Below are 26,243 nucleotides of genomic sequence, written 5' to 3'. Positions count from 1 at the left end.
TCCCAAGCAAACCGAGGCCATGAGATTGCCTCGTGATAGCGGCGCGCCGCCCCGCCGAAGGCTGCTATCGTAAGGCATTTTCTTGATCTGCCTCGCCCTGCCACCGGCTGCGTCTATTTATAATCGAACGCTTATGGCAGCCCCCACTTCTCTGGCTCAGCATCTGCAACTGGCCGCGACCAAGAGTCCGCAGGCCAGCGCCTTGTTGCACGCCGGGCAGCGCTACAGCTTTGCCGAACTCACTGACGCCAGCCGTGCTCTGGCCGACCGGCTGGCCGGCCGCCAGGGGCCGGTCATCGAAGCCGGCGACAGCCTGCATCTGGCGCGCCATGCCTATGCCTGCAGTTTTCAAAATCGGCCGTTTTTTCCGGTTGACCGTGGAAATCCGCTCCCGGCCATCAACCGGCCGCTGGACGACGTTGCGCTGATCATCGCGACCAGCGGCAGCGAGGGAAACCCGCGCGCTGTGCTGCTCGGCAACGCCCAGCTCGACGCCGCTGCCGCCGCCTCGAATGAACGCCTGCCACTGCACCCCGGCGATCTGTGGCTGAACTGCCTGCCGCTTTATCACATCGGCGGTCAGTCCATTTTGTGGCGCTGTGCCCGGGCCGGCGCCAGCATGCTGCTCCACGATGGATTCGATGCCAAGCAGGTGGCCGCCGACCTCGCCACCCTTCCGGTCACGCACATTTCGCTGGTCCCGGCCATGCTCGCCCGCCTACTCGACCTCGGCACCACCCCACCGGCCAGCCTGCGCGTTGCGCTGATCGGCGGCGCCGCGCTGGTGCAATCGCTTTACGACCGGGCCGTCGCCGCCGGCTGGCCGCTCTATCCTAGCTACGGCATGAGTGAAACTGCTGCCCAGTTTGCCACTTTCGCCCCGGCCGACGGCGCCTGGCACGAAGGCCAGGTCGGCCGACCGATGCCCGGTCACGACATCCATATCGGCGCCAACGGCCGCCTCCAGGTGCGCGGACCACAGATCATGCGCAGCTATCTCGACGGTAGCGGCATCGACGCCGACGGTTGGCTGACCACCGGCGACCTCGGCCGCATCGACGCCGCCGGCCGCCTGACCATCCTCGGCCGGGCCGACGACATGCTGATCAGCGGCGGCCGCAACGTGCATCCGCAGGAGATCGAATCCTGCCTCGCCGCCTGCCCCGGCGTCCTCGATGTCGCCGTCACCGGCCGGCCCGACCCGATCTGGGGCGACCTCATCGTTGCCCTCGTCGTCGGCCCCGTCGCGCCGAAAGACCTGCTCGCCCACGCCCGCCGCCATCTGCCATCGGCCGCCCTGCCGCGAAAAATCCACACCGTCGAGCGCCTGCCGCGCAACGCAACCGGCAAGCTGGAACGTGCCGCGCTGCGCCGTCTTGCCGCCGAGGCCGCTCAATGATCCACGCCCTGCGTCGCTGCCTGAGCGCCCCACAAACGCTCGCCCGACTTGAAGCGCTGGCCGCCGGCGCCCCGGCCTCGGCCCCGGTCAGCCTGCGTCTCTCGCTTGGCCGAGGGGAGAACGACTGGTTGCACCTGCTGCCAGCCAACGCCCCCTACTGGTATCGCGCCCGCCCCGATCATCGCGAATATCGCCTGGCCATCGGCCACGCCCTGCACGTCACGAGCGCCGGCCCCAACCGGCTGGCTGCCCTCGACAACGCCTTCGCCGGCTTTTGCCGCGACTGGCGACGCAACGGACCGGCCTTCGCTTTCGCCGGTTTCGCCTTCGACGCCGGCAACAACGCGCCGCTGCCCAACGCCCTGCTCGCCATCCCGGCCATCCTGCTCGAATCGGTTGCCGGCGAATGCTCGGTCACGCTCAGCGCACCGGCCGGCCGCTTGGCTCAGGCCGCGGCCGAATGGCCGCAATGGCTGGCCACCCCGGCCCTCGCCAGCGCCCCGCGCCAACGCCCGAGCCGTCCCGAAACGCTGGCCGAGCGGGCCTGGATCGGCCGCGTCAATGCTGCCCTGCGCGACATCGAAGCCGGCCGCGTAGACAAGATCGTCCTCGCCCGCAGCCGGAAAATCGAGGCCGATGGGCCGTTTTCGGCAGCCGCCGTACTCGGCCAACTCGTCATTCAACAGCCGGCCAGCCTTATCTACGCCTACGGCAACGACCAGCACAGCTTCGTCGGCGCGACGCCGGAACGGCTGGTCCGCCTGGCCGGAGACCGCGTCGACGCCGATGCGCTGGCCGGCACCGCGTGGCCCGGTTCGCTGGCCCTCTCCGAAGCCAAGAACCGGCACGAGCAGGCGCTGGTCGTCCAGGCCGTCTGCACGGCGCTGGCGCCATTTTGCGAAATACCGCCGGTCGCCGAGCCAGCTGAGGAACATGCGGCCGGCCAACTCCTGCATCTGCGCAGCCGGGTCGCCGGCACCGTCCGTCCGGGCACGACGCTATTCGAACTAGTCCGCGCCTTGCACCCAACGCCGGCCATCGGCGGCTTTCCGGTCGCTGCCGCGCAGGCTTGGCTGGCCGCCCACCACGAGCAACGCAGCGGCTGGTACAGCGGCGCCATCGGCCTGCTGACAGCGGAGGGCGATGGCGAATTTTCGGTCGCCCTGCGTTCGGCCCTGCTCGCCGGAAATACAGCCGAACTGCAGGCCGGTGCCGGCATCGTCGCCGGTTCGGACGCCTCGCACGAACTGGCAGAGACCACCGCCAAGCTGGGCACCCTGCTCGCCGCACTGGATCCGCCGGTCCGGCCGGAATCGGGCGACAGTCGCCGCGCCTGAGAATTTGGCCAAAATTTCCGGTTGACCGTGGCAAGCAGCCGTCGAGTGTCATCGCACCGTAATCTTAGTGCAACAAAATGATGGACTTAAAGCCTATACTTCAGAAAAAACATGGAGATGACGCGATGACCCATCCACTGCCCCAACCCCGCTTCCCGACCGAAAATTACCTCAACCGCGAACTCGGTTTGCTCGCCTTCAACCGGCGCGTTCTGGCCCAGGCCGAGGACGAGCGCATGCCGCTGCTCGAACGCCTGCGCTTCCTGTGCATCGTCTCCAGCAACCTCGACGAATTCTTCGAAATCCGCATGGCCGGGCTAAAGGAGCAGGTCAAAGCGCACGCCACCGTCACCACCACCGACGGCAAGACGGCCCAGGAGGCCTACCGGCTGGTCTCGGCCGAGGCGCACGCCATCGTTACCGAGCAGTACCAGCACCTCAACGACATCATCCTGCCGGCACTGGCCAACGAGGGCATCCGCTTCCTGCGCCGGTCGACATGGAACGAGGCGCAGCGCGAGTGGATCCGCAATTATTTCATCCGCGAAATGGTGCCGGTGCTGACGCCGATCGGACTCGACCCGTCGCACCCCTTCCCGAAAGTGCTGAACAAGAGTTTGAACTTTGCCATCGAACTTGAAGGCAAGGATGCCTTCGGACGCAGTTCCAACGCCGCCATTGTCCAGGCGCCGCGCGTCCTGCCCCGCGTCATCCAGCTCCCGGAGGAGCTGGCCGGCTGCGCCTACGGCTTCGTTTTCCTGTCATCGATCCTGCACGAATTTGTCGGCGAACTGTTCACCGGCATGACCGTGCTCGGCTGCTACCAGTTCCGCGCCACGCGCAATTCCGACCTTTTCGTCGACGAAGAAGAAGTCACCAACCTGCGCACCAAGTTGCAGGGCGAATTGCCACAACGCCATTTCGGCAACGCCGTGCGTCTCGAAGTCGCCAACAACTGCTCGGAGGCGATGACCGAATTCCTGCTCGCCCAGTTTGGCCTCAAGCCGGCCGACCTTTACCGCGTCAATGGCCCGGTCAATCTCGTTCGCCTGATGCAGGTGCCGGACTGGGTCGACCGCCCGGACATGAAATTCCGCCCCTTCGTGCCCGGCCTGCCCAAGGCCGTCGGCAAGGGCGTCAATATTTTCGACAGCATCCGCAAGAGCGATGTGCTGCTCCACCACCCCTACCAGTCGTTCGCCCCGGTCATCGAGTTTCTCAACCAGGCGGCGACCGACCCGCAAGTCGTCGCCATCAAGATGACGGTCTATCGCACCGGCACCGACTCGGTGCTCATGGAATCGCTGATCCGCGCCGCCCAGAACGGCAAGGAAGTCACCGTCGTCGTCGAACTGATGGCGCGTTTTGACGAGGAAGCCAATATCAGCTGGGCGACCAAGCTCGAGGATGTCGGCGCCCACGTCGTTTATGGCGTCGTCGGCTACAAGACGCACGCCAAGGCGCTGCTCATCGTCCGCCGCGAGGACGGGGGCCTCAAGCGCTACGCCCACCTAGGCACCGGCAACTACCACCCGCGCACCGCCCGCCTCTACTCGGACTTTGGCCTGATGACGGCCAATGAGGAAATCACCAACGACGTCAGCGAAGTGTTCAAGCAACTGACCGGGCTGGGCAAGGCGCGCACGCTCAAGCACCTGTGGCAGGCACCGTTTACGCTGCAGCAAAATGTCGTTGCCGGCATCCGTGCCGAGACCGAAACCGCCAAGGCCGGCGGCAAGGCCCGCATCGTCGCCAAGATGAATTCGCTGCTCGAACCGGAAGTCATCGACGCGCTGTACCAGGCGTCACAGGCCGGCGTCGAGATCGACCTCATCATCCGCGGCGTCTGCGCCCTGCGCCCGAGCGTTCCCGGACTTTCCGACAAGATTCGCGTGCGTTCGATCATCGGCCGCTTCCTCGAACACCACCGGATTTTCTACTTCCTGGCTGGCGGCAAGGAAACCGTTTATCTCTCCAGCGCCGACTGGATGGACCGCAATTTCTTCAAGCGCATCGAACTCGCCTTCCCCATCCTCGACCCAAAGCTCAAAAAGCGCGTCATCACCGAAGGCCTCAAGTTCTACCTCGCTGACAACCAGCAAGGCTGGGACATGAACGGCCAAGGCAATTACCAGCGTCGCCGCTCCTCGCGCAGCAAACCACACAACGCCCAGGGCGAACTGATGGTGACGCTGGGCACAAGCTGATCCCGACTTCCACGGTCAACCGGGAAAAACAGCGAAAATCGAAATGCGGCTTGCGAGCCGCATTCAATCCGGCGCGGCCCCGTTCAGAAAAGGCTGCCAGGGCTTGCCATTGAGCTGTTTGCGCTTGGCGTCTTCCACCAACAGCATGGAGAGTGCATTGACCTGTCGCTCACTCATGCCCGTGAGAAGCGCGACCAGCTCGTACCCCAATTCCTGCTTCGGCCCTCCGCGCCGCTTCAATAATGGCAGGATGGTTGAACTGGCCACCCGGTAGCCCAACAGGTAGGGCGCAAAAAACGGTTTGTTGTTACCAACGAGACGCGCCCGATTATCGATGGACTGCCACGCGTACCAAAGGTCCCCCGTCTTGGCCATCATCAGGTAACCCTGAACATTGGCCTTGCTCTCCTCCAGTTCCCGGTCCTTGTAGCCGCGGTCGCAATGGGCTCGCTCATGCCATTGCACGAAGGTTGTGTCGTCCAGGGCGACAGCCGTCTCCTTCGACACGAACACCCGGCACACGCCGTCAGGCGTGGCGCGGCGAGCAAATGACAAGCCGGCCTTGACGCCATTTTCCACAGATACCAAACCGGTGGCGATGACCTGGATGCGCGGCGTCGTAGGCGGTGCCGGCTCGATGCGCAACGGCGTGAAGCCCAACAACTCAAGGACAGCCGGGGGCAGCTCCTCGATCAGGCTTGCCGGACTGTCGTAATCCTCCGGCTGATCCCATTTCATGGGCGTGACTTTCGGCGGGGGATCCTTCTTGTCCAGAAACAGCCGCGACCGGGCCGCCGTCGATAGTTCTCCGGCAAACACCGGCTGGGCGACGGCTAGCAAACAAAGCGCAGTCAGCGCCAGCGCAAGCGGTCGGCAGAACAGGAAATGCGTTTCAGGCAAAGGCATACGCACGCAGACGACAAGGGATAGTGAACCGGATTTTACTGCCGAGCTGATGCAAAACAGCTAGCGGAATGCCAAAGCGTCCATGCGAACTATCGTATCGGCCAGTCCTGCAGCACCACCAGGCGGCTGAATCAGCTGCGCTTCCCGCCGTCATCCGGCGTAAAGAACAAGCCAACCCCCAGCACGAGCGGCCACCATTTCTTGATCAGCCCAACCAGATCAAGCTCAACTGGATGGATCGCAATTTCTTCAAGCGCATCGAACTCGCCTTCCCCATCCTCGACCCCAAACTCAAAAAGCGCGTCATCACCGAAGACCTCAAGTTCTACCTCGCTGACAACCAGCAAGGCTGGGACATGAACGGTCAAGGCAATTACCAGCGTCGCCGCTCCTCGCGCAGCAAACCACACAACGCCCAGGGCGAACTGATGGTGACGCTGGGCACCAGCTGATCCCGACTTCCACGGTCAACCGGGAAAAACAGCGAAAATCGAAATGCGGCTTGCGAGCCGCATTTTTATTGGCCTGGCGCCCTCATCGCGGCAAGCCAGCTACGCATTCAACTGCCGCCACACTCACGCGCCAAGCAGGACTTCGCGGCATCCGGACACCGGTCGGGTGCACCGACAGCCTCAACAAGCGCTCGGTCACAAGGCTGTAACCTGAGTATGTTATCAATGGCTCTCCTCTCGAAGCATTCGGGGAGGGTAACAGCGCACTGATGAGTGGTGAATTTGTGAGGCCCGGAACCCGGCACGTGATGTTCTGGTTTTGCTTCCACCGGCAATGTGGTTCCGGTGCAGGCGAGTCGTTCCCCATGTGCCAGGCGACGACCTCGCCAAGTCCGGCTACACAGTCAGCACTCCGCGGCAATGCAGGCCTAACCCTGACAAAACGCCCAAGACAATTCTGCGATACGCGTTTCAGAGCGCCCATACAAAAAATCCGGTTTCACAGAGGGAATCATGGACACCAATGTTCTTTCGAAAAAACAGACGCACGGTCTCGGGCAACGTGAAGCCACGGTGATCGAAGAGGTGATGACATCGTTGCAGCAGCGCGTTGACCCCTTCGGCGTAACGACCTCACTGCTTAATGCTCAGGCGGCGTGGCTGATGCATCCACAGGAGTTGTCGCGGGCCATTGGCGCCATGTCGGGCGATGTCATCGCGCTGCAGACCCACCTCATGCACCGTGCCTTCGGCTTGCCGAGCGAGGATGTGGTGACGCCCCATGCTGATGACGCGCGTTTCGCCGGGCCGGCATGGAGCGAGTCGGCGACCTGGGATATTGTCAAGGAAACCTATCTGGCGATTACGCACCGCGTCGAGGACATGCTCTTCGAAACCCCGGGACTCTCGGACAAGGAGCGCCGGCGGGCAGCGTTCTGGGTGCGCAAGTGGCTCAATGCCATGGCCCCGACCAATTTCTTCCTGACCAATCCGGTTGCCCTGGGCAAGTACGTCGAGACCCATGGCGAAAGCCTGGTTCGCGGTCTCGAGAACTTCATGCGCGATGCACAGGCAAAAAACATTCGCATCGTCGATGAAGATGCCTTCCAGGTCGGTATCGATCTGGCGATCACCCCCGGCCGCGTGGTCTTTCGCAACCGGCTGGTCGAATTGCTGCATTACACACCGACTACCGCCAAAGTACACCGGACGCCCATCGTCATCATCACGCCATGGATCAACAAGTTCTACGTCCTCGACCTGACGCCACGGCGCAGCATGGTCAAATACCTTACCGACCAGGGCTACAGCGTTTTCATCACCAGCTGGAAAAATCCGACGGCCGACATGGCGCAGGTCAATTTTGACAATTATCTGCTTGAGGGTGTCGATCAAGTGGTCGACGTGGCACGCAAACTGAGCAAGTCGGCGCAGGTGCATCTGGCCGGCTACTGCATCGGCGGCACCCTGGTCGCGACCTATATGGCCTGGGCCAGCCGTCACTACGGCGAGAAAAACATGCCGGTGGCGCACTGGACCCTGCTGACGACGCTGACCGATTTCTCCAAACCCGGCGATATCGATGTCTACATCGACGAAGGTTCGATTGCCGCCCTCGAGGAAAAAATGGCCAAGACCGGATTTCTCGATGGCGACGACATGGCCTCGAGCTTCCGCATGTTGCGTTCGAACAGCCTGATCTGGCACTACTTTGAGCGGAGCTATCTGTTTGGCGAGCCGCTGCCGCCGATCGACGTGCTGTTCTGGAATACCGACACGACGCGCATGCCGGCTGCAATGCACTCGTTCTACCTGCGCGAGATGTATCTGAACAACAATCTGATCAAACGCGATGCCTTGACGATTGCCGGCGAGCCGATCGATCTGGACCGTATCACCCAGCCACTCTACGCCGTAGGTGCCGAAGACGATCACATCGTTCCCTGGCGGCAGTCCTACAAGATCCGCCGCTACGTCAATGTCAAGGCGCCAGTGCGCTATGTCCTGACCACCTCGGGCCACATCTTCGGCATCGTCAACGCGGTGGTGACGCCGCCCCGGCGCAGCTTCTGGGTCGCTGCTCCCGAGCGTAATGAAAGCCATGAACATTGGCTGGCCCATGCCGACAAGAAATCCGGCAGCTGGTGGGAAGACTGGCTGACCTGGCTGTCGCCACAGTGCGGGCCACTGGTGGCGCCGCCCGACATTGAGGCCGAGGTAGATCCGGAACTCGGCGCGGCCCCCGGGACCTACGTTTTTGAAAAATAGGCAGATTTTTCGGAGTGCCGGCTTCCAAGCAGCCCTTCGCTCATCGAAAAATGGATTTCCGCGGAGTCATGCATATGCAACGTCATCGTCGCAAGGTGGCCCGCTAACCTGTCGACGCGAAGAAACCCCTTGACTGAAGCTTCTTCTGCCTCTCGCCACCGCTATCCACTGCACGTGTACATTGGCGTGCTGTTTACGGCATTGGTGTTGTCCACTGGCGCACTGATCGCTGCGGTCGACTATGTCAATGCGCGCCGAATGGTGCTCGATGTCATCAGTACACTATTCGAAAGCTCAGCCCGCGAAGCCTTGGCCGAACTGCGCGCCAGCCATGAGCCAATCCGCACCCTGGTCGTCCAGCTTGCCCAGCGTCCCAATGCTTCCAGCGGTGGTCCACACGGACAATTGAGCAGTCTACCCGTGATCCGCCGGGCGTTGGATCTGACCCCGATGCTCTCGGCCATCTACGTCGGTTTCGCCGATGGCGGGATGTTCTATATTCGGCGACTTGACTTCAAGGCGGCCCTGCGCAATGAAGATGCACCGGCTCAGGCGGCCTACATGGTGCAACTTTCGGAGCCGGGCCCGCACGGAAACACGGTCAGCTTTTACGATGAAGAGATGGTGTTGCTGTCGACGCGCTCGGAAGAACTCCACCGCCCACACGACATGACCTGGTTTCATGCCGCTCGGGAGCGCTCCGGACTGATTCGAACGCCGGCATTCATGCTACCTTCGCGCGATATCGGCTTTGCCATCGCCCAGGCAACCCCGGACGGCAAGGCCGTTATTGGCGCCGATCTCGCCCTCAAGGATCTTTCGGCATCGCTGTCTCGCCAGCGCGCCTCGCCATCGGCACAACTGGCCCTGACTGACCTCTCCGGTCAGGTATTGGCGGCGTCACACGGTGCATGGGGAATAGCAGAAGGCGAGCAGGTTCAACTTCCAACGTTGCACACCCTGGAAATGCCTATTCTGGTCAAGGCGTTTTCCGGCGCCGCATCAGCCAAAGGCGCCCGCACCCTGAGCAGCGATGGGCGTGACTGGGAGACCCTGGCCGTTACCGCCCAACTGGCCGATGGCGAGCCGTTGTATCTGGTCATGGCGGCACCCCATGACGAATTACTGGCCGGAGTCGGCACCCTGCGCCTCTATGCCATTGCCTCGATTCTTGCCGTACTCCTGATCGCCATACCGATAACCTGGTGGATCGCCCACCGGATTTCGCATGACCTGCGCAATCTGGCCTCCGATGCGCTTGCCATTCGCCATTTCCGCTTCGATGGCGAGGATGTGCACTCTTTTGTGCTGGAAGTGGACGACCTGGCGGAGGCCATGGCAGGCATGCGCTCGACGGTCAGACAGTTCCTCGACATCGCTTCGCAACTGTCTGCCGAGCGCCATTTCAAGAGCCTGCTCGACGGCCTGATCGTCCAGACTGTCGCCGCCGCTCACGCCGATGCGGGCGCCGTCTACCTGATGGATGACCAAGGCAAGGAACTGCTTCCGGCAGCCTGGCAAAACGTCAATCTGGATCGCCTGCTTACCGAGCCACCGGCAGTCGCGATCGACGACGGGGAATCCGACCATCCCTTACGTGATGCCTGCCGCGAAAAAAACATGGTCATCGGCCAGCTTGCCGCCGTCGGGATGCCGGCCGGACTCGGCTGGCTGGCGGCACGTTTCCCGGGGCAGACGGTGTCCTTTCTGGCAGTCCCTCTAAGCAATCGGGAAAACAAGACAATCGGGGTGCTCTTCCTGGCCAAGTCAGCTGTCGAGGTGGGTTTCAGTTCCGAGCAGGCCGCTTTTGTAAACGCCCTGTCCGGCACGCTGGCCGTTGCCATCGACAATCAACGCCTGATGCGAGCTCAGAAAGCATTGCTCGATGCCGTAATTCGTGTCGTCGCCGGCGCCATCGACGCAAAATCACCCTATACCGGCGGCCATTGTCAGCGCGTGCCGGAATTGACGCTGATGCTGGCCGAGGCGGCCTGCCAGAGTAATAACGGGCCTTTCCGTGACTTCAAGCTGGACGAGGATGAGTGGGAAACGCTGACTATCGCGGCTTGGCTGCATGACTGTGGAAAGCTCACGACCCCGGAATATGTGGTCGACAAGGCGACCAAACTGGAAACCCTGTCCGATCGCATTCACGAGATTCGCACACGCTTTGAAGTGCTCAAGCGCGATGCCGAAATTGCCTATTGGCGAGGCGTTGCCCGGGGGGGCGATGAGGCAGCGCTGGGTGCGGTCAGGCGAGCCGAACTGGCCGCTCTCGACGATGACTTTGCCTTTGTCGCGACCTGCAATATTGGCGGCGAAGCCTTGGCTGATGGGGCCGAAGAACGACTGCGGCAGATCGCCACCCGCACCTGGCAACGTACGCTTGATGACCGACTCGGCATTTCCCAGATAGAGAAACGACGCAAGGAGCGCCTGCCGGCGTCAGCCTTGCCGGCTGTCGAGTTTCTCATCGCCGACCGCGACGATCACCGCATCGATCATCAGGCGGCAGGCCCCTTGCCGGCCGATATCAAGGTCACGGCGCCAACTTATCGTCTCGACCTCGGCGAACTGCATTGCCTCTCCGTCACTCGCGGCACGCTGACCGCCGAGGAACGCTTTCTGATCAACAATCACATTGTCCAGACCATCATCATGCTGCGTGGCCTGCCCTTCCCGGATTACCTCAAGGACGTGCCCGACATTGCCGGGAATCACCACGAGCATCTTGACGGCACTGGCTATCCGCGCGGGCTGGAGGCGGCCGCGATGATCCCGCAGGCCCGCATGATGGCCATCGCCGACATCTTCGAAGCGCTAACCGCCTCGGACCGCCCCTACAAGCTCGGCAAACCGCTTTCGGAAGCCGTTACCCTGCTGGCCGGATACGTGCGCATGGGCCATCTTGATCGAGACCTGTTCGAATTGTTCTTGCGCGAAGGCGTTCACTTGCGCTTTGCCCAACGCTTTCTGGATGCACGCCAGATTGACGAAGTCAATATCGAAGCAGTACTGAAGCAAGCTTGATCAGTTGTCAATTCTGCGGGGAACTCCGACACGACGTTCCAAGCGTTTGCGCAGGTTCGCGACTGATATTATCAGGACATACGTTAACGATCTCGGACATTGCCTTCAAACGCCCTAATCATTGGGACTTCTTACCTAGACCTTTCACTTCTGTGCCTGCTCAATTTGGCATGAAATCACAGATTTAGGAATTGCCACAAACTGCCTGAGCACTACCAACCAGCGGAACCCCTACGAAGTGCGCTTGACCGCGCCGTCAGATTCCCTCTGACGGATTCTTTCGATATTGTTCGTCCAATCATCCAGCGCGTTCTTATCGTCCAGCAATTGAGCAACCGTTTTCTGGGCGGCTTGCTGCTGTGATAGTGCTGAAAAACTGGCGACAGGGAATGCGATGCTTGAAGGCTGTTGATTGTCCATTTGCTGTTCTCTCCAAATAATACTTGCCAACTACTAACCGCCAAAAAAGGCCCTTTTTGACTTGCTTTAGCTTTTTTAGTTTCAAAGATTTTACCCTCTCCGGGCGGTAGAACTCATTGGGGGTTTCCACAGAACCCAGGCCATTCACAAATCTGATGCGCAAGGTAGAGCCGAAGTATGGCTTTCGATAGACTCCGCAGCATCCTCACTCCACTCGCTGCATCATGGCCACCGAAGTTGAATTGAAGCTCTACTGCTCTCCCGACGATATTGCTAGCGTTGGGACGCATCCCCTAATCACCGCAGGCTTCGAAACCGGCCCTACAAAACGACTGGAAAACACCTACTACGACACTCCTGACCTGGCGCTGTATCAAGAGCGAATTGCGCTGCGGCTTCGTACAACCCCCACGGAAAAACTGCAAACGGTCAAATGTGCCGCCAAGTCCGTGGCTGGTCTATCAGCCCGTCCCGAGTGGGAAATGCCCTATGTCGGGATGTTCGATTTCAGCGCCGTCGATGCCAGTAAAGTTCGGGCTTTTCTGGAGGAGCGGCAGTCGAGCCTGGTTCCGGTCTTCACCACGTCGTTCGAGCGGCGAACCTGGCGTATCGATATTTCCAGGAAAATTGTCATCCTGGTCATGGTGGATACTGGCTACGTATCCTCAGGTGACAGCATATTGCCCATTTCAGAGGTTGAACTCGAATTGGCGCAGGGTAATCCGGAAGACCTGCTCGATTTTGCCACGGCTTTGGCGACCCACTTGCCATTGGTTCCGCATGATGTCAGCAAGGCTGAACGTGGCTATCAGTTGTTCTTGAAGCAAGCGAATGGTCCGCAGAAAGCATCTCCCAGCCCTCTTGATGCCAGACAAAACTCGGCTGAAGCCTTCCATCTTCTGGCCAGCCAAGGCATGCAGATGTGGCAAGCCAATCTCCTGGGCACCCTGACGTCGCAAGACCAGGAGTTTGTGCATCAATTTCGGGTTTCCCTTCGTCGTCTCAATAGTCTCATCAAGGTATTCAAACCAGCCTTGCCACACCACTATCAGGTGCAGTGGGCGAAACGCGTCAAAGAACTGTCGCAGATTACCGGGGATGTCCGCGATCTGGACGTCATGCGCTCCGGCATCGTGGAACCGATGTTGAGGAGCGATGACCAGCAAATCCTCGCGCATGCCAAGGCAGCACTTGCCGCATTGGAAAGTGCCAAGCAGGAAGCGTTGGTGCAGGTGCAACAACTGCATTTTGGCGGCCCCGTCCTCTTGTTTGCCCGCGATTTGCAGGAGCTGGACACCGATGATTTCCCGAAAAACCTGCCCCGTTTCGCTGAAAAGCAACTCGCAGGCTTGCACCGCAATGCAGTAAAACGCTTAACCAAGACGCTAAAGTCGCCAACGCCGGAACGGGCCCATCGATTCCGCATCGCCTTGAAGCATCTGCGCTACTCGTGCGAGTTTTTTGCGCCCCTGTTCGATAACGACGAGATGGTCGAGTACGCCAAGGCGGTTGCAGGCTTGCAGGATGCATTCGGGTTCATCAACGACTTCCACGTGGCGCTTTCCAGAATGCAAGGCTGGGTAACGCAGGAGGCAATCCCCAAGGAAACCCGCGTAGCCGTTGCCGCATGGCATACCCCGCAGGCGCAAGCGGTGTTGGCCGATGCCCTGCATCTTGCCGAGTCGGTGATGAGCCGCTGTCAGCCCTGGTGTACCGAATGTGAACGGCGGGGGCTGATGGTGATTCGCCGTCGGTTGCGGCAAGACATCTGTTTGAGTGTCGAGTAGCCGGACTGTTTCATCGTGCGCCGTGCCATGCACTGTAACTTCCGTTTTCTCGAGCGATGACAGGTTCGATTGACGAACAAATAAATTTGCTGAGACCTGGCGTCATTTCAGGCTTTGCAGCCCGCATGCACCTCTGGTTTATCGGCGGCGCCGTGCTGGGACTGATTGCAGCGCTCGTCCTGTGGCACCCGGTCCCCCTGATGATTGCCGTATTTTTAGGCTTGGTCGGATTGAGCGAGCGCCACTGCGGAGCAAACATCGTTGCCGCCATCATGGCTTACGATTCCGATACGCCTAGCCAAGGAAGCATCGCCATTTCGATCAGCGCATGGGATTCAAGCGATACTTTCCATGTCACCGTTCGAGAATCAGAGCATCCGGATTGGGTTTATGAGTTCATTCCGCAAGGATGGAAGCCGAAGGTCTGCTTCGACTCACCGGCAAAGATATGGCGAGCGAAAAATGGCAGCGCTCCCGTGTCGGTCATAATCGAGGATGGCGTCATGATTCCGCGTTACCCAGCAAAGCTGGTATCTGCGAACGACACCCCCTAGCGGGAAAATGAAGTTGGCGTCTCGGCAACATCGATATACCGGGAGGCGAATCAGCCTCCCGGTATTGCGGATATCCTTATTTTTTCGGGCGGCCCGTCTTGATGCGTTCAACTAGGCCAATCGCCTTGACGAGTTCGGCATCATCAAGCTCAGCCAGCACTGCCACGGCGGCGCGCAATATCTCGCTCTTCTTCACTTCAACGCCGGCGGTCAGTGCCCGTTGCTTGAGGGTTGCAAACAGCGCGTAGTCGGTTTCCGGAATGGTGAAGCTGTCACGGACCAGCTTCGGCGGCTTCGGCGCTTGCTTCTTCACCTTGGCCAGCTTTCCTGCTTTCTCTGCCTTCGGTGCTTCGGCAACTTTTTCCTTGGCGGTGGCGGGAGCCTTCTTTACCGCTTTGGCTGACGTCTTCGGTGTCGGAGCCGGCTTTGCAGCAATAGCCTTTGTTGCCAGCTTGGGTTTGGCTGCTGCTTTTGCTACTGCAGCGGCAGTGGCAACTTGCTTCTTGGTTTCGGTAGTCACGGTTTCGACAGTCACAGGTGCTGTCATTTCAACGACTGGCGTTGCGACTGCGGACGCTTTGACTTCATCTTTCACAGGCTGGACTGCGGTTTCCTTGCTCATTTTGCTCTCCTGAATGGGTATGAAAGGTATAAACTATATAAACACTTTATACACTAACTGGAAGTTAAGCAATTCAGATGCGCAAAATCATGGTGGCCAACCCCAAAGGTGGGTGCGGCAAATCAACCCTGTCGATTCATATAGCAAGCTGGTTTGCCCAGCACGATGAAATCGTCTATTTGGGAGATCTCGACCGGCAGCAATCAAGCCGGCATTGGCTGGAGGCCCGGCCCGGCAAGCTTGCTCCCATTCGGCACTGGGAAATTTCGGACGATGATTTCCAGATGCCACCCAAAAACTGCAACTTCGCCATTCTCGACACACCTGCCGGCTTGCATGGAAAACGCCTGAAAGAGGCGTTGAACGCAGCGGACAAGGTGGTCGTGCCGGTCTCCTCGTCGCGTTTCGATATGCTGGCCACTCGCGAGTTCTTTGAGGAGCTTGCCGCAACCAAAGCTGTACGCAAGGAACGGGTGGATATTGGCATTGTCGGTATGCGCGTCGATATCCGTACCCATGCCTACGCCCAGTTGCTGGAATTCCTTCAAGAGTTCGACCTCCCTGTCGTCACGTGCATTGCGCAGTCGCAACGCTACTTGCAGGCAGTCGACACCGGGGTCACGCTTTTCGACAATGATGCTAATTCGGTGGCCGTGGACATCCAGTGGCGTCCGCTGTTGAATTGGCTGGTTAGCCGCCACTGACCGTCAGGTTCGGATTACCTCACGAAATAACAAGGAGACAAAGCATCATGATTCCCATTGAAATCTTCTCTCACAACACGGCAAAAATAACGATTCAGGCAGGCCAGGCACTCTTCCGGGAAGGCGATGAGGGCAATCAGATGTACGTCCTGGAAACCGGCACCGCTGAAGTGTTTGTTCAGAATCGAGTCGTCGAAACGCTTGAGCATGGCAGCGTCGTCGGCGAAATGGGCTTGGTTTCGCCAGGACCGCACTCGGCCAGCGTGATTGCCAAAACCGATTGTGAGTTTGTCGCTGTCGACGAAAAGCGTTTCCTGTTTCTGGTGCAACAAACGCCGTATTTCGCCATTCAGGTCATGCGCTTGATGGCGGAACGACTTCGGGCCACCAACAAGTTGCTGGCGGCCAATGTAGCGTAGGCTCCGTTCGGGTGCTGGGGCGAGAGGATTACACCGCCAGCTAGTGGCTGGCGGCTTTCTCGAGCAAGCCCTTCTTGATGGCAATCGAGGTTGGCCCGTTAAACCTGGATGGTAGTTGCTTGGCCGTGAACCAGCGGAAGTCGCTGTGCTCACGATTGAGGCGTGGTGAAAACTCTCGTTCGGCTTTAATCACGAAGTAATGCATATCCCGCTCATCGTGCCCTGAGCCAAGCCGTCGGGTGACCGTATGCAGTTTTGCCAGGTGACGTGGCTTGACGCTCAAGCCAGCCTCTTCACCCAGTTCGCGAACAAGAGCCTCCCGGGGTCGCTCGCCGTTATCGACACGACCTCCAAACAGGTTCCAGGAACCGCTTTTGTTAACCTTGGAAGAGCGTTTCCCCATCAGAAATTTGCCGGTGGCCGCACAGTAAATGACAGCCCATGCTCCCGGTTGGTTGTATCCCTTGTCCATGTTTGAATATTGGTAGTAGTAGTTGTTGTTGTGGTCGAGTCGTCTTAAATAATGTAAACGGTTTATACCGTTATATTATTTCAGTTAGATGACATTAGGTTTTCCAACCACGATTGTGTGGTCGTTAGGTGGTGCGTTATCGAAACATGGATTCTGGTCCTTCATATATTGAATCGCCCCGGGGAACCTCTAGACGCTCCAAAGCCTTAAACTTAGGCTAAAGAAGAAGTCCTGTGATCAGAGTCCATCGACTGAACATTTTCCCGCATCCTGAACGATTTCTTTCTGGCGATTCTCGACTGGCAAGGTAGAACCGAAATATGGCTTTGATTAGACTTAAATGCCTGTTGAATTGAAAGCCTCGCCATGGCAACAGAGATTGAACTGAAGCTCTACTGTCCTCCAGAAGAGATTTCTCGTATCGAGTCTCACCCACTCATCACCGTGGGGAGCTTGCAGGAACCGTCGAAAGGTCTGGAAAACACGTACTTCGATACCCCAGACTTAGCGCTAAAGGCAAAAGGAATCGCGCTTCGTGTTCGGGAATCTCCCACCGAACAATTACAGACGGCCAAATGTACAGCCGAATTGGTAGCGGGTTTATCGTCCCGTCCAGCATGGGAAGCTCCCTATGAGGGCAGCTTCAACTTCAAACATGTGGCCAACCGTAAGGTGCAAGCTTTGCTGAAGGAACGACAGTCAGAACTGGTTCCCGTGTTTTCGACATCCATTGATCGCCGGATCTGGCGAATTAATATTTCCAAGAAAATAGCCCTGCGGGTCACGGTTAATATCGGGCATATTTCCTCCCTCGGCCGCATGATGCCTATCTCAGAGGTTGTGCTGGAACTCGCCCAAGGCACTCCTGAAGACCTGCTCGATTATGCGATTGCCTTGGCAACCCACCTGCCGCTCGTACCGAACAACGTCAGTAAAGTGGAGCGAGGATATAAACTATTCTTAAATTCTGAGGCCGGCCCAGAGAAGGCAGCCCAAAGTCCACTCACCACAAAGCAAACACCTGCCAAGGCATTCCAGATACTGGCCAGCCAGGGCAGGCAGATTTGGCAGGCCAATCTACTCGGAACACTGACTTCCAAGGATCAGGAGTTCGTTCATCAGCTCCGAGTTTCACTGCGCCGCCTCAACAGTCTCCTCAAGGTTTTCAGGTCAGCTCTTCCTGACCGTTTTCAACAACGGTGGACTCAGCGTCTCAAGGAGTTGTCGCAACTTACCGGGGATGTCAGAGATTTGGATGTCATGCGTGAAGGCATATTGTTGCCGATGTTACAAAGCGATGATCGGCAGGCGCAAGCCACAGCTTCAACATTGCTGGCTGCTTGGGACGAGGCAAGGCAAGATGCTCAATCGCAAGTTCAACAGCTGAGCTACGGTGGGCCGCTTCTCCTGTTTGTCCGCGAGCTACAAGAGCTACCGACAGATAAATTCCCAAACAACCTGCCTAGGTACGCCGAGAAACAACTTTCCGGATTGCATCGCACTGCCGTGAAACGACTGAGCAAGGCACTCAAATTACCGACTCCCAAGAATGCGCACCAACTCCGAATTGCCTTGAAGCATCTGCGCTACTCCTGCGAGTTCTTTACGCCGCTCTTCGACGAAGAGGAGATGCTGCAGTACGCCAAAGCAATAGCCAACCTCCAAGATGATTTTGGGTTTACCAATGATTTCCACGTAGCGCTCTCCCGGCTGCAAGTCTGGGTTGAGCAAGGAGCTATTTCAAAGGAAACACGCGAAGAAATTGCCGCCTGGCACACCGCACATGCTCAGGAAACCTTGGACAATACCTTGCGTCTCGCGGAGTCGTTACTTGGGCGTTCTTCGCCTTGGTGTGCCTGCTGAGACAATGCAATGTCTGCCGCACTACCAACCAAAACGCTTCATTTTGATTCGCTAGATGCGGTGACTCTGCATGGATAGAGAATCACCGACACGAGCCTTATTTCTTGAGGCACCGGGGCTTGATACGCTCTGGCAGACCATTTTCCTTAACGAATTCGGCATCATTAAGTTTTGGCAGCATCGCAGGACCAGCGAAGAATCTGGTCGGCGCGGATCACGCGGTTGCGGCCAGCCCGCTTTGCCTCGTACATGGCTTCGTCGGCCTCGCTGTAGGTTGTTCCGAAGTCGGCGCCGGCCGGCATCCAGCAAACTCCGAAGCTGGCAGTGATGCGGCTTGCATTAGGCAACGAGAAATCATGGCCAGCGATGGCTACGCGCATACGCTCAGCTATCTGCTGCGCCTGCAAATAATCTTGCTGCGGCAGGATCACCGTGAATTCCTCGCCGCCCACCCGACCAATCTCGCCCGGCGTCACGAGCGTCCGTCGCAGGCATTCGACCAAGCCACAGATTACGGCATCCCCAGTCGGATGGCCGAAGCTATCGTTAATCAGCTTGAAGTGGTCTATGTCGAGCACGATCATGGCCATGTCATTTTTGGCCAGGAAGTGCTGGGCGCGCTCGATTACTGCCGCGCGGTTTAGCGCACCGGTGAGCGAATCGTGGGTAGCTCGGTGTTCCAATTCGTTGGCCAGATCGGTGAGTCGATGGTTAAGCTGGTTCATCTCGAACTCTTGGCGGTCGCTGCGACGAATTAGCCGGCGAGTTTGCCGCATCAACTGATCGTAGCAGTTGATGAGTTCGCCAAGGGCCATGCGGTACGTATTGGCATCGCCTGATTCGATGTTGTACACGGTACGGGCGGACAACAGCGCGTTGTTCTCTTGATCGAACAGATCCGGATCGGGCTGAGACATGACAATCGCCTAGGCTGATTTCACAGGGTGATCGACGAAGGTGATCTCCGGGAAATCGACATGCAATTCTTGGCCGAACTCAAGGATGGTGTCGTCCTCTTCGTAGTGGTACCAGTTAAGTACGATCTCGTTCCCAGCGTCTACTGCATTCTTGAATGCCTCGAAAATATTGAACAGCATCTTGGTGCTGGAGCTATTGAAGTAGGCCAGCGAGATATCCACGTTGACGCTGGTCTTGTTGCAACTGGCCAGATACTCACGCAGGCGCTTAATGATATCGCCGTAAAAGGCAGCCGCATTTTCGGGGTAGGACTCGCCACGTATACTCAGCTGGTGCTGGGCAAAATCGAAATTCACTTCCGGTGAACTAGGCGTGGCGGCGATATACAAAGTTTCCATACATATTTCTCGCTATTGTCGTATCGGTGTTCAGATCGTGGCCTTGAGGTTAAATACCACCGTGTCTGGGTGATCCTCCAAAGGCTGGAAGTCGAATTCCAGCGGTTCGCTCGAGTCGCGCGCCATAGTCAGGAAGCCAAGGCCGGCCCCCTTGCTGCCCTCTGGCGCCTCGGCGCGCAGTGATTCCTTGTATGCCTGCTTGATTTCCTCCAGCGTCATGCTGCGCAGTGATTGCAGTCGCTCACGCAGGCCTTCAGCTACCGTGGCATCGATGGGATTTGCGCACTGCAGCAGGTATTGCCCTTCCTTCTCGCTAATGCAAACTGAACCATGACGCAACTCGTGATTGTCTTGGTCGATAGGGGTCAGCGAGTCGGCCGAGTAGTGAATAATGTTCTGCGCCATCTCGATGAAGGAAGAGAACAGCTTGCGGCGGGTCGGACCGTTCACTCCGCTCATTTCCAGTTGCAGCCTGACCGCGTCGGCCATGGCCGCCACTACGTTCTGCGAGAAATAACCAACGTAGTAGAAAATCACCCGTTGCTGGCATGCGATCTCGAAGAAAGTGCCAAAGTCTTTTATGATACGTGATGCGTTCATTGCGGTTCCTGTACGCGGAAGCAGAAGAAGGTAACGTCGTCGCGGCGGTGGTTCGGACCCTGCCAGCCACCCATCGCCTCCTGCATGGCGCGATTGATCTCACTGGCCGGACGGTCGCGGTTGGCCAGGATGAGGTCGCGAATACGGCGCTTGCCGAAGGCGATGGACTTGGGGCCGCCGACCTGATCGATCAGACCGTCGGTGGTCACAAACACGAGGCTACCGGTTTGCATCTGCACTACCCGCTTCTGCCAAGTAAAATCTAGCCCGCTGTCGACGTAGCCCACGCACTTGCGGTCACCCTCAACCATCTCCACGCCATCCTCGCCCGGGTGCAGCACGAAGAGGCTTGATTTTGCGCCAGCAAATAGCAACCGGCGGCTGCCGGCGTCGTACCAGAAGCAGGCAGCATCCATACCGTCATCCGATTCAGGGGTTTCGTCCTGCCCGTCGACCTGGCCAAGCATCTGCTTGATTCCACGGTTGACACTGCCTAGCAATAGCGATGGGTCAGCTGGGCCGTGCTGGTCAATTGCTTGACCCAGGCAGCTGGAAGCAATCAGCGTCATAAACGCGCCGGGCACGCCGTGGCCGGTGCAATCGGCAACGGTTCCAAACCAGCCGTCGCTACGAGCGACGAAGTAATAAAAGTCGCCGCCCACCACATCACGCGGCTCCCAAACCAGATCTGCATCCTTCAGGGTGTGCAGCATTGTGTCACGCGAAGTACGCAGCATGGAACGTTGAATCACGCTCGCATATTCGATGCTATGCATGATCTGGCGGTTACGGGCTGCCTGCATGTCCGCCACCACCCGCATCAATTGCAGACCGTGACCGATGCCTGCAAAACGGCCGCCACAGGTGATAATGAAGCCGTCGGCCAGTGCCTTCTCGCCGTACTCCACCGCCTTGAAGGTCAGCGCCTCGATGTCCATGCTGGCTTCGACCACCAGCGGCTCCTTGTCCATAAAGGCAATGGAACTCTTGCGGCTGTAAACCTCTTTGTGGAAGGGCTTGCTCATCTGCGATAGGAAGATGCCGCGGTTGATGAGGCCGATGGGCTTGCCAACCTCAATTACTGGCAGACTGGTGAGATCACGGTACTTGGAGAATATCTCCATGACAATTTCATTGTTGTCTTCGGCGGTGACCGAGGGAGTCTGAACGCAAAGATCCTCAGCGGTCGGCTGCTGGAAGCGTGGGCGGCAATCGAGCGGGAGCAGGGTGGATATTTCCAAGGTGGGCATTCCGGGGAACAGTGATATACGTTAAATAACCGCAGTATTCGCGTTCGCCTCAGTTTACGCAGTTCACATGTCCAATCGGTGACAAGGCTGTCGTTTACTCACAATGAAATTTCAGCAATTCCGCCAGCCCACGAGCAGATCCCCCGATTTTTCGCGGCCTCAATGTCTGATCGGAGTCAGGCGGTGTCTTTCAGGTCGGCGAATCCAATGGCCGGGGCCGGCTGCATTGCAACTGCTCAAGGGAGAAACCGGATTCCGAAACGTGAGCAACAGCTTTTGAATTTCGCAGTCAAGCGATGAATCACTGGCGCCATATCTTGCAGATGATGGCAATAGGTACGAAGCGGAACCGCTCGAACCTCTGCCAATCAGATAGCGTGATTTGCGCCTCGCTATGCGTCTTCGATTGGCAAGTCAGGTTATGGAAGCCACTATCAGCCCCGCTTTCCACCGTCATCCGGCGTAAAGAACAAGCCAACCCCGAGCAAAATCAGCACCAGCGGCCACCATTTCTTGATCAGCCCGACCAGATCCAGTTCAAACAGGTCGAGATTGACGGCCAGGGCGATGGCGCCGATGGCGACCAAGGCGACGGCAGCGAAATTGCCTTTCATGCTTTCTCCCGGTTAGCCCGAATGCTCAGGCGCGGCGTACGCCGACGACGCCTTCGACCTCATGGATGAGGGTCAGCGTCTTCTGCATTTGTTGCAGGTTGGTGATTTCGACGGTAAAGCTCATGTGCGCCTTGCCCTGCTTGGACTGCGTGTTCACGCCGATGACGTTGAGCCGCTCGCGGGTAAATATTTCGGAAATATCGCGCAGCAGGCCCTGACGGTCATGCGCATCGACAATGATGTCGGCAGCAAAGACGCCAGTCGTCGTCAGGCCCCAGTCGGTTTCGATGACCCGTTCCGGATGCAGTGCAGCGAGATTTGAAAAATTGGGACAGTCCATGCGATGGATGGAGATGCCTTTGCCACGCGTGATGAAACCCTGGATTTCATCGGGTGGAGCCGGCTTGCAGCAACGGGCGAGTTGAGTCAGCAGCTTGTCGACGCCAACGATCAGGATGCCCTGGTTGCCCTGGACCGGCTTGCTCGGCTTGGCCAGCACTTCGTCCGGCAACTGGGTTTCGGCCAGCAGGTCGCCACCCTTGGCGACGGCCTGGAACTGCCGCTGGTTGAGGTCGCCACGGGCAGCAGCGATGTACAGGTCGTCGGCCTTGGCGAAACCGAGCTTGTGCGACAACTCTTCAATATTCGCCCCGGTCTGGCCGGCCCGCTGCAATTCCTTGGCGATCAGGCCACGGCCTTCGCTCAGCGTTTCTTCGAGCGCCAGATTGGAGAACCACGCGCGCACCTTGACCCGGGCGCTCTTGGTATGGATGTAGCCCAGCAAGGGGTTGAGCCAGTCGCGCGACGGACCGCCGACCTTGGCGGTGACGATCTCGACTTCCTGCCCGGTTTCCAGCGCCGTATTGAGCGGCACCAGATGGCCGGCGATCTTGGCACCCCGGCAACGGTGGCCGAGATCGGTATGCACGCGATAGGCGAAATCGACCGGCGTCGAGCCGGCCGGCAAGTCGACGACCTTGCCTTGCGGCGTGATGACGTAGATGGTCTCGTCGAGTGCCGCCTGCTTGTAATGTTTGACCCAGTCCGAACTGTCGGCGACTTCGTCCTTCCAGGTCAGCAGTTGGCGCAGCCAGGCGATCTTTTCGTCGTAGTCGTCCTCGGTCGTCCGCTTACTGCCTTCCTTGTAGCGCCAGTGAGCGGCGACGCCGAGTTCGGCGTGCTTGTGCATTTCCCAGGTACGGATCTGGATTTCCAGGCTGCGCCCATCCGGGCAGCGAACGGCGGTATGCAGCGAGCGGTAATTGTTACCCTTGGGATTCGAGATGTAGTCGTCGAATTCCTTGGGAATCGGTAGCCACAGGTTGTGCACGATGCCCAGCGCGGTGTAGCACTCGCGCAGGTCGTCGACGATGATGCGCAAGGCGCGCACGTCATAGACTTCCGAGAACTCGACGCCTTTTTTGCGCATCTTGTTCCAGATGCTGTAGATATGCTTCGGCCGCCCGTAGATCTCGGCGTTGTGCACACCGGCGGCTTCGAGTTCGGTGCGCACTTTGGCCACGGCATCGACGATGAACTGCTCGCGCTCGCTGCGTTTTTCGTCAAGCAGTTTGGCCAGCTTCTTGTAGGTTTCGGGGTGGATGAAGCGGAAGGACAAGTCCTCCAATTCCCACTTCAATTCCCAGACGCCAAGGCGGTTGGCCAGCGGCGAATAGAGTTCGAGCGTTTCGCGCGCCACCTGGACGCGCAGGTCGTCCGGATTGGCCGCGTAAAACCGCAAGGTCTGCGTCCGGCTGGCCAGACGCAGCAGCACGACGCGAATGTCCTCGACCATGGCCAGCAGCATCTTGCGCAGGACTTCAATCTGCGCCTTCATCTCGACCGGATTGACCTCGCCGGCCTCAATGTTGGTAGCGACAAAGCCCTTGGCAATCGGCCGCAGTTTATTGAGGCGCGAAATGCCCTGCACGAGATGCGCCGCCGGCTTGCCGAAGCGTGTTTCGATGCTGGCGATGCCGTGCTCGTCCTGAGCTGGAATGGCGAAGAGCAGCGCGGCAATGCGCGACTCGACGTCGAGCTTGAGGCCGGCGATGATCACCGCCATGCCCAGCGCGTGCGACCAGATGCGCTCACCGCTGCCCAGCGTGCGTTCGCCGTAGGTGGTCCAAGCGTATTCGACGGCAGATTTTAGACGTTCCGCATCGGCAGGGGCCAAGCCCTCTGCCAACGTGACCAGGAACTGTTCGAAGTCGCTTTGCGAGGCGACAGAATGGACGACGGAAACCATGGCGCAATTATAAGACCGATCTTCCGGGGCCGGCATGACAAGCGCCAAATTGCCCGCGACACGGCCATGCAGCCCGAGCTTCAGCCCGATCAGGCATAATCCGGCGACAATGAAAAAACTGTTTGCCAACCCCTACCTCCTGCTGATCCTGACCGTGCTTTTCTGGTCCGGGAACATGGTGGTCGGCCGAGGTGCCCGTGGCGACATTCCGCCACTGGGCTTCGCCTTCTGGCGGTGGACCATCGCCTTTGCGCTGATCCTGCCGCTCGCCCTGCCCCACCTCAAGACCCAGTGGCCGTTGCTGAAAAAAGGCTGGCGACCCCTGCTCGTTCTCGGCCTGCTCGGCGTCGGCGGCTACAACACCTTCGCCTACATCGCCCTGCAGGACACCAGTGCGACCAATGCGGCGCTGCTCAACTCCTTCGTGCCGATCGCCACCATCGCCATCTCCTGGGCGTTTCTCGGCAAGCACCTGCGGAGGATCGAAGGCATCGGCGTCTTCATTTCGCTGTGCGGCGCGCTGACCATTGTGTCGCGCGGCGACCTGGCCGTGCTCGCCCATCTCAACCTCAATGTCGGCGACGTCTGGATGCTCGTCGCCGTGCTCGACTGGGCCATCTACACCGTGGCGCTGGCCTGGCGCCCGGCCGGCGTGCATCCGATGCTCATGCTCGGCGCGACCACCGCCATCGGCCTCTGCGCGCTCGGCCCTGCCTACGCCTGGGAACTGGCGCAAGGCCGGCACATCAACCTCCACCTCGGCTCGCTGACCGCCCTGGCCTACGTCGGGCTCTTCCCGAGCTTCCTTGGCTACATTTTCTACAACAAGGGCGTCGCCGAAGTCGGCGCCAACAAGGCCAGCCTGTTCATCCACCTCATGCCGGTTTTCGGGACGCTGCTCTCCTTCCTGTTCCTCGGAGAAGTTCCGTTCTGGTACCACTATTTCGGCATCGCCCTGATTTTCTCGGGCATCTGGCTGACCATGAAAAAATGAGGCGTTGGCTCGACAGGCTGCGTGGCAAGAAGGCGGCGGAGATTCCCGACGCCTTGTGGGCGAGCACCGTCGCAGCGCTGCCCTTTCTCGACGATCTCACGGTCAACGAGAAAAAAGAGCTAAAAATGAAAGCCGAAGCCTTCCTCGCCGAGAAGGAATTCAGCACCGCCGGCGGCCTCGATCTGACCGACGAAATCTGCGTGTCCATCGCCGCCCAGGGTTGCCTGCCCATCCTCAAGCTCGGGCTGGCGGCCTACCGCGAGTGGGTCGGCATTGTTGTTTACCCCGATGAATTCGTCGTGCCGCGGCGCATCGAGGACGAATCCGGCGTCGTCCATGAATACGACGACGTGCTCTCCGGCGAAGCTTGGGAAGGTGGCCCGCTGATCATTTCGTGGCACGACGTGCAAATGGCCGGCGACGGCTATAACGTCGTGATCCACGAATTTGCCCACAAGCTGGACATGCTCAACGGTGAGGCAGACGGCATGCCGGCGCTGCATTCAGGCATCACTGAAAAGGAGTGGGAAGCCAAGTTTGCCGATGCCTATGACAACTTTTGCCAGCGCGTGGACAGCGGCGAAGATACACCGATCGATCCCTATGCCAGCACCGATCCGGCCGAGTTTTTCGCCGTTCTGTCGGAAAGTTTCTTCGACATTCCCGACGTCGTCGCCCGAGAATATCCGGCCATCTACGGCCTGCTTTGCCGCTACTACCTTCAGGATCCACTGACCCGCCGATTGACCTGCCGCCCTGGCCATTGACCGCGCCCAGCCTC

Annotated in this window: 23 protein-coding genes; 13 read left to right on the top strand and 10 right to left on the bottom strand. The window is 58.9% G+C overall.

Annotation, left to right across the window (positions count from 1 at the left end; all coding sequences use genetic code 11):
• Positions 1-133 precede the first annotated feature (133 nt).
• The 3 genes from AC07TV_RS08770 to ppk1 all read left to right on the top strand — a co-directional run bounded on the left by AC07TV_RS08770 (position 134) and on the right by ppk1 (position 4,943).
• A complete protein-coding gene (locus AC07TV_RS08770; protein WP_494648011.1) occupies positions 134-1,399 on the top strand; it encodes a class I adenylate-forming enzyme family protein in 1,266 nt (421 codons plus the stop codon).
• Positions 1,396-2,736 carry an isochorismate synthase gene (locus tag AC07TV_RS08765; RefSeq protein WP_494648010.1) on the top strand — a complete coding sequence of 447 codons (1,341 nt, stop codon included), beginning with the start codon at positions 1,396-1,398 and terminating at the stop codon, positions 2,734-2,736. The genes AC07TV_RS08770 and AC07TV_RS08765 overlap by 4 nt, the downstream gene beginning before the upstream one ends.
• A gap of 125 nt (positions 2,737-2,861) precedes the next feature.
• Positions 2,862-4,943 carry a polyphosphate kinase 1 gene (gene ppk1, locus AC07TV_RS08760; protein ID WP_494648009.1) on the top strand — a complete coding sequence of 694 codons (2,082 nt, stop codon included), beginning with the start codon at positions 2,862-2,864 and terminating at the stop codon, positions 4,941-4,943.
• Positions 4,944-5,006: 63 nt separating this feature from the next.
• Here ppk1 and AC07TV_RS08755 read toward each other — a convergent pair whose 3' ends face one another.
• Positions 5,007-5,849, bottom strand: coding sequence for a hypothetical protein (locus tag AC07TV_RS08755; RefSeq protein WP_494648008.1), 843 nt, complete (start codon positions 5,847-5,849; stop codon positions 5,007-5,009).
• Positions 5,850-5,917: 68 nt separating this feature from the next.
• Between AC07TV_RS08755 and AC07TV_RS08750 the strand changes: the two genes are divergently transcribed.
• The 3 genes from AC07TV_RS08750 (at position 5,918) to AC07TV_RS08740 (ending at position 11,599) form a co-directional block, all read left to right on the top strand.
• Positions 5,918-6,301 (top strand): hypothetical protein, encoded by a 384-nt coding sequence (locus AC07TV_RS08750; RefSeq protein ID WP_494648007.1) that lies wholly within the window; start codon positions 5,918-5,920, stop codon positions 6,299-6,301.
• Positions 6,302-6,814: 513 nt separating this feature from the next.
• Positions 6,815-8,569, top strand: a complete 1,755-nt coding sequence (locus tag AC07TV_RS08745; RefSeq protein ID WP_494648006.1) for a PHA/PHB synthase family protein — start codon at positions 6,815-6,817, stop codon at positions 8,567-8,569.
• 129 nt (positions 8,570-8,698) lie between these two features.
• Positions 8,699-11,599, top strand: a complete 2,901-nt coding sequence (locus tag AC07TV_RS08740; protein ID WP_494648005.1) for an HD domain-containing phosphohydrolase — start codon at positions 8,699-8,701, stop codon at positions 11,597-11,599.
• A 231-nt stretch (positions 11,600-11,830) separates the two neighbouring features.
• Here the strand turns inward: AC07TV_RS08740 and AC07TV_RS08735 are convergent, their stop codons facing one another.
• The gene (locus tag AC07TV_RS08735; protein ID WP_494648004.1) at positions 11,831-12,019 is read right to left on the bottom strand and encodes a hypothetical protein; all 189 of its coding nucleotides are present in this window, start codon (positions 12,017-12,019) and stop codon (positions 11,831-11,833) included.
• Between the two features lie 224 nt (positions 12,020-12,243).
• On the opposite strand from AC07TV_RS08735, the gene AC07TV_RS08730 reads away from it, so the two are divergent.
• Complete coding sequence (locus AC07TV_RS08730; RefSeq protein ID WP_494648003.1) at positions 12,244-13,806, top strand: CYTH and CHAD domain-containing protein; 1,563 nt, start codon at positions 12,244-12,246, stop codon at positions 13,804-13,806.
• Positions 13,807-13,862: 56 nt separating this feature from the next.
• Complete coding sequence (locus AC07TV_RS08725; protein WP_494648002.1) at positions 13,863-14,360, top strand: hypothetical protein; 498 nt, start codon at positions 13,863-13,865, stop codon at positions 14,358-14,360.
• A 76-nt stretch (positions 14,361-14,436) separates the two neighbouring features.
• Here the strand turns inward: AC07TV_RS08725 and AC07TV_RS08720 are convergent, their stop codons facing one another.
• Positions 14,437-14,982 (bottom strand): hypothetical protein, encoded by a 546-nt coding sequence (locus AC07TV_RS08720; protein ID WP_494648001.1) that lies wholly within the window; start codon positions 14,980-14,982, stop codon positions 14,437-14,439.
• 77 nt (positions 14,983-15,059) lie between these two features.
• Here AC07TV_RS08720 and AC07TV_RS08715 point away from each other — a divergent pair, with 77 nt between their 5' ends.
• A complete protein-coding gene (locus AC07TV_RS08715) occupies positions 15,060-15,686 on the top strand; it encodes a ParA family protein (protein WP_494648000.1) in 627 nt (208 codons plus the stop codon).
• 47 nt (positions 15,687-15,733) lie between these two features.
• Complete coding sequence (locus tag AC07TV_RS08710; protein WP_494647999.1) at positions 15,734-16,105, top strand: Crp/Fnr family transcriptional regulator; 372 nt, start codon at positions 15,734-15,736, stop codon at positions 16,103-16,105.
• Between the two features lie 40 nt (positions 16,106-16,145).
• Here AC07TV_RS08710 and AC07TV_RS08705 read toward each other — a convergent pair whose 3' ends face one another.
• Complete coding sequence (locus tag AC07TV_RS08705) at positions 16,146-16,577, bottom strand: NUDIX hydrolase (protein WP_494647998.1); 432 nt, start codon at positions 16,575-16,577, stop codon at positions 16,146-16,148.
• Positions 16,578-16,943: 366 nt separating this feature from the next.
• Here AC07TV_RS08705 and AC07TV_RS08700 point away from each other — a divergent pair, with 366 nt between their 5' ends.
• Entirely contained in the window at positions 16,944-18,440 is a 1,497-nt protein-coding gene (locus AC07TV_RS08700; protein WP_494647997.1) for a CYTH and CHAD domain-containing protein, read from the top strand.
• Positions 18,441-18,604: 164 nt separating this feature from the next.
• On the opposite strand, the gene AC07TV_RS08695 is transcribed toward AC07TV_RS08700, so the two are convergent.
• From AC07TV_RS08695 to AC07TV_RS08670, 6 genes are all read right to left on the bottom strand, one after another.
• Positions 18,605-19,357: a GGDEF domain-containing protein gene (locus AC07TV_RS08695; protein WP_494647996.1), complete on the bottom strand. Its 753-nt coding sequence runs from the start codon at positions 19,355-19,357 to the stop codon at positions 18,605-18,607.
• A 9-nt stretch (positions 19,358-19,366) separates the two neighbouring features.
• Positions 19,367-19,756 (bottom strand): DUF1987 domain-containing protein, encoded by a 390-nt coding sequence (locus AC07TV_RS08690; protein ID WP_494647995.1) that lies wholly within the window; start codon positions 19,754-19,756, stop codon positions 19,367-19,369.
• A gap of 30 nt (positions 19,757-19,786) precedes the next feature.
• Complete coding sequence (locus AC07TV_RS08685) at positions 19,787-20,356, bottom strand: SiaB family protein kinase (RefSeq protein WP_494647994.1); 570 nt, start codon at positions 20,354-20,356, stop codon at positions 19,787-19,789.
• Positions 20,353-21,597 (bottom strand): SpoIIE family protein phosphatase, encoded by a 1,245-nt coding sequence (locus tag AC07TV_RS08680; RefSeq protein ID WP_494647993.1) that lies wholly within the window; start codon positions 21,595-21,597, stop codon positions 20,353-20,355. The genes AC07TV_RS08685 and AC07TV_RS08680 overlap by 4 nt, the downstream gene beginning before the upstream one ends.
• 443 nt (positions 21,598-22,040) lie before the next feature.
• On the bottom strand, positions 22,041-22,220 hold the full coding sequence (locus tag AC07TV_RS08675) for a LiaI-LiaF-like domain-containing protein (RefSeq protein WP_494647992.1): 180 nt from the start codon (positions 22,218-22,220) through the stop codon (positions 22,041-22,043).
• A 25-nt stretch (positions 22,221-22,245) separates the two neighbouring features.
• Positions 22,246-24,468, bottom strand: a complete 2,223-nt coding sequence (locus AC07TV_RS08670) for a RelA/SpoT family protein (RefSeq protein WP_494647991.1) — start codon at positions 24,466-24,468, stop codon at positions 22,246-22,248.
• A gap of 109 nt (positions 24,469-24,577) precedes the next feature.
• Here AC07TV_RS08670 and AC07TV_RS08665 point away from each other — a divergent pair, with 109 nt between their 5' ends.
• Together AC07TV_RS08665 and AC07TV_RS08660 are read left to right on the top strand one after the other, a co-directional pair.
• On the top strand, positions 24,578-25,462 hold the full coding sequence (locus AC07TV_RS08665; RefSeq protein WP_494647990.1) for a DMT family transporter: 885 nt from the start codon (positions 24,578-24,580) through the stop codon (positions 25,460-25,462).
• On the top strand, positions 25,459-26,229 hold the full coding sequence (locus AC07TV_RS08660; protein ID WP_494647989.1) for a M90 family metallopeptidase: 771 nt from the start codon (positions 25,459-25,461) through the stop codon (positions 26,227-26,229). The genes AC07TV_RS08665 and AC07TV_RS08660 overlap by 4 nt, the downstream gene beginning before the upstream one ends.
• Positions 26,230-26,243: the final 14 nt, after the last annotated feature.

This window comes from Azonexus sp. GW821-FHT04F04 (genome assembly GCF_059420025.1).
This window is presented reverse-complemented; position numbering and strand designations above follow the sequence as displayed.

What these genes read in the sequence shown, in the direction of transcription:
- AC07TV_RS08770 (WP_494648011.1), top strand. Translation starts at nt 134, where the DNA reads ATGGCAGCCCCCACTTCTCTGGCTCAGCATCTGCAACTGGCCGCGACC.
- AC07TV_RS08765 (WP_494648010.1), top strand. Translation starts at nt 1,396, where the DNA reads ATGATCCACGCCCTGCGTCGCTGCCTGAGCGCCCCACAAACGCTCGCC.
- ppk1 (WP_494648009.1), top strand. Translation starts at nt 2,862, where the DNA reads ATGACCCATCCACTGCCCCAACCCCGCTTCCCGACCGAAAATTACCTC.
- AC07TV_RS08755 (WP_494648008.1), bottom strand. Translation starts at nt 5,849, where the DNA reads ATGCCTTTGCCTGAAACGCATTTCCTGTTCTGCCGACCGCTTGCGCTG.
- AC07TV_RS08750 (WP_494648007.1), top strand. Translation starts at nt 5,918, where the DNA reads ATGCCAAAGCGTCCATGCGAACTATCGTATCGGCCAGTCCTGCAGCAC.
- AC07TV_RS08745 (WP_494648006.1), top strand. Translation starts at nt 6,815, where the DNA reads ATGGACACCAATGTTCTTTCGAAAAAACAGACGCACGGTCTCGGGCAA.
- AC07TV_RS08735 (WP_494648004.1), bottom strand. Translation starts at nt 12,019, where the DNA reads ATGGACAATCAACAGCCTTCAAGCATCGCATTCCCTGTCGCCAGTTTT.
- AC07TV_RS08730 (WP_494648003.1), top strand. Translation starts at nt 12,244, where the DNA reads ATGGCCACCGAAGTTGAATTGAAGCTCTACTGCTCTCCCGACGATATT.
- AC07TV_RS08725 (WP_494648002.1), top strand. Translation starts at nt 13,863, where the DNA reads ATGACAGGTTCGATTGACGAACAAATAAATTTGCTGAGACCTGGCGTC.
- AC07TV_RS08720 (WP_494648001.1), bottom strand. Translation starts at nt 14,982, where the DNA reads ATGAGCAAGGAAACCGCAGTCCAGCCTGTGAAAGATGAAGTCAAAGCG.
- AC07TV_RS08715 (WP_494648000.1), top strand. Translation starts at nt 15,060, where the DNA reads ATGCGCAAAATCATGGTGGCCAACCCCAAAGGTGGGTGCGGCAAATCA.
- AC07TV_RS08710 (WP_494647999.1), top strand. Translation starts at nt 15,734, where the DNA reads ATGATTCCCATTGAAATCTTCTCTCACAACACGGCAAAAATAACGATT.
- AC07TV_RS08705 (WP_494647998.1), bottom strand. Translation starts at nt 16,577, where the DNA reads ATGGACAAGGGATACAACCAACCGGGAGCATGGGCTGTCATTTACTGT.
- AC07TV_RS08700 (WP_494647997.1), top strand. Translation starts at nt 16,944, where the DNA reads ATGGCAACAGAGATTGAACTGAAGCTCTACTGTCCTCCAGAAGAGATT.
- AC07TV_RS08695 (WP_494647996.1), bottom strand. Translation starts at nt 19,357, where the DNA reads ATGTCTCAGCCCGATCCGGATCTGTTCGATCAAGAGAACAACGCGCTG.
- AC07TV_RS08690 (WP_494647995.1), bottom strand. Translation starts at nt 19,756, where the DNA reads ATGGAAACTTTGTATATCGCCGCCACGCCTAGTTCACCGGAAGTGAAT.
- AC07TV_RS08685 (WP_494647994.1), bottom strand. Translation starts at nt 20,356, where the DNA reads ATGAACGCATCACGTATCATAAAAGACTTTGGCACTTTCTTCGAGATC.
- AC07TV_RS08675 (WP_494647992.1), bottom strand. Translation starts at nt 22,220, where the DNA reads ATGAAAGGCAATTTCGCTGCCGTCGCCTTGGTCGCCATCGGCGCCATC.
- AC07TV_RS08670 (WP_494647991.1), bottom strand. Translation starts at nt 24,468, where the DNA reads ATGGTTTCCGTCGTCCATTCTGTCGCCTCGCAAAGCGACTTCGAACAG.
- AC07TV_RS08665 (WP_494647990.1), top strand. Translation starts at nt 24,578, where the DNA reads ATGAAAAAACTGTTTGCCAACCCCTACCTCCTGCTGATCCTGACCGTG.
- AC07TV_RS08660 (WP_494647989.1), top strand. Translation starts at nt 25,459, where the DNA reads ATGAGGCGTTGGCTCGACAGGCTGCGTGGCAAGAAGGCGGCGGAGATT.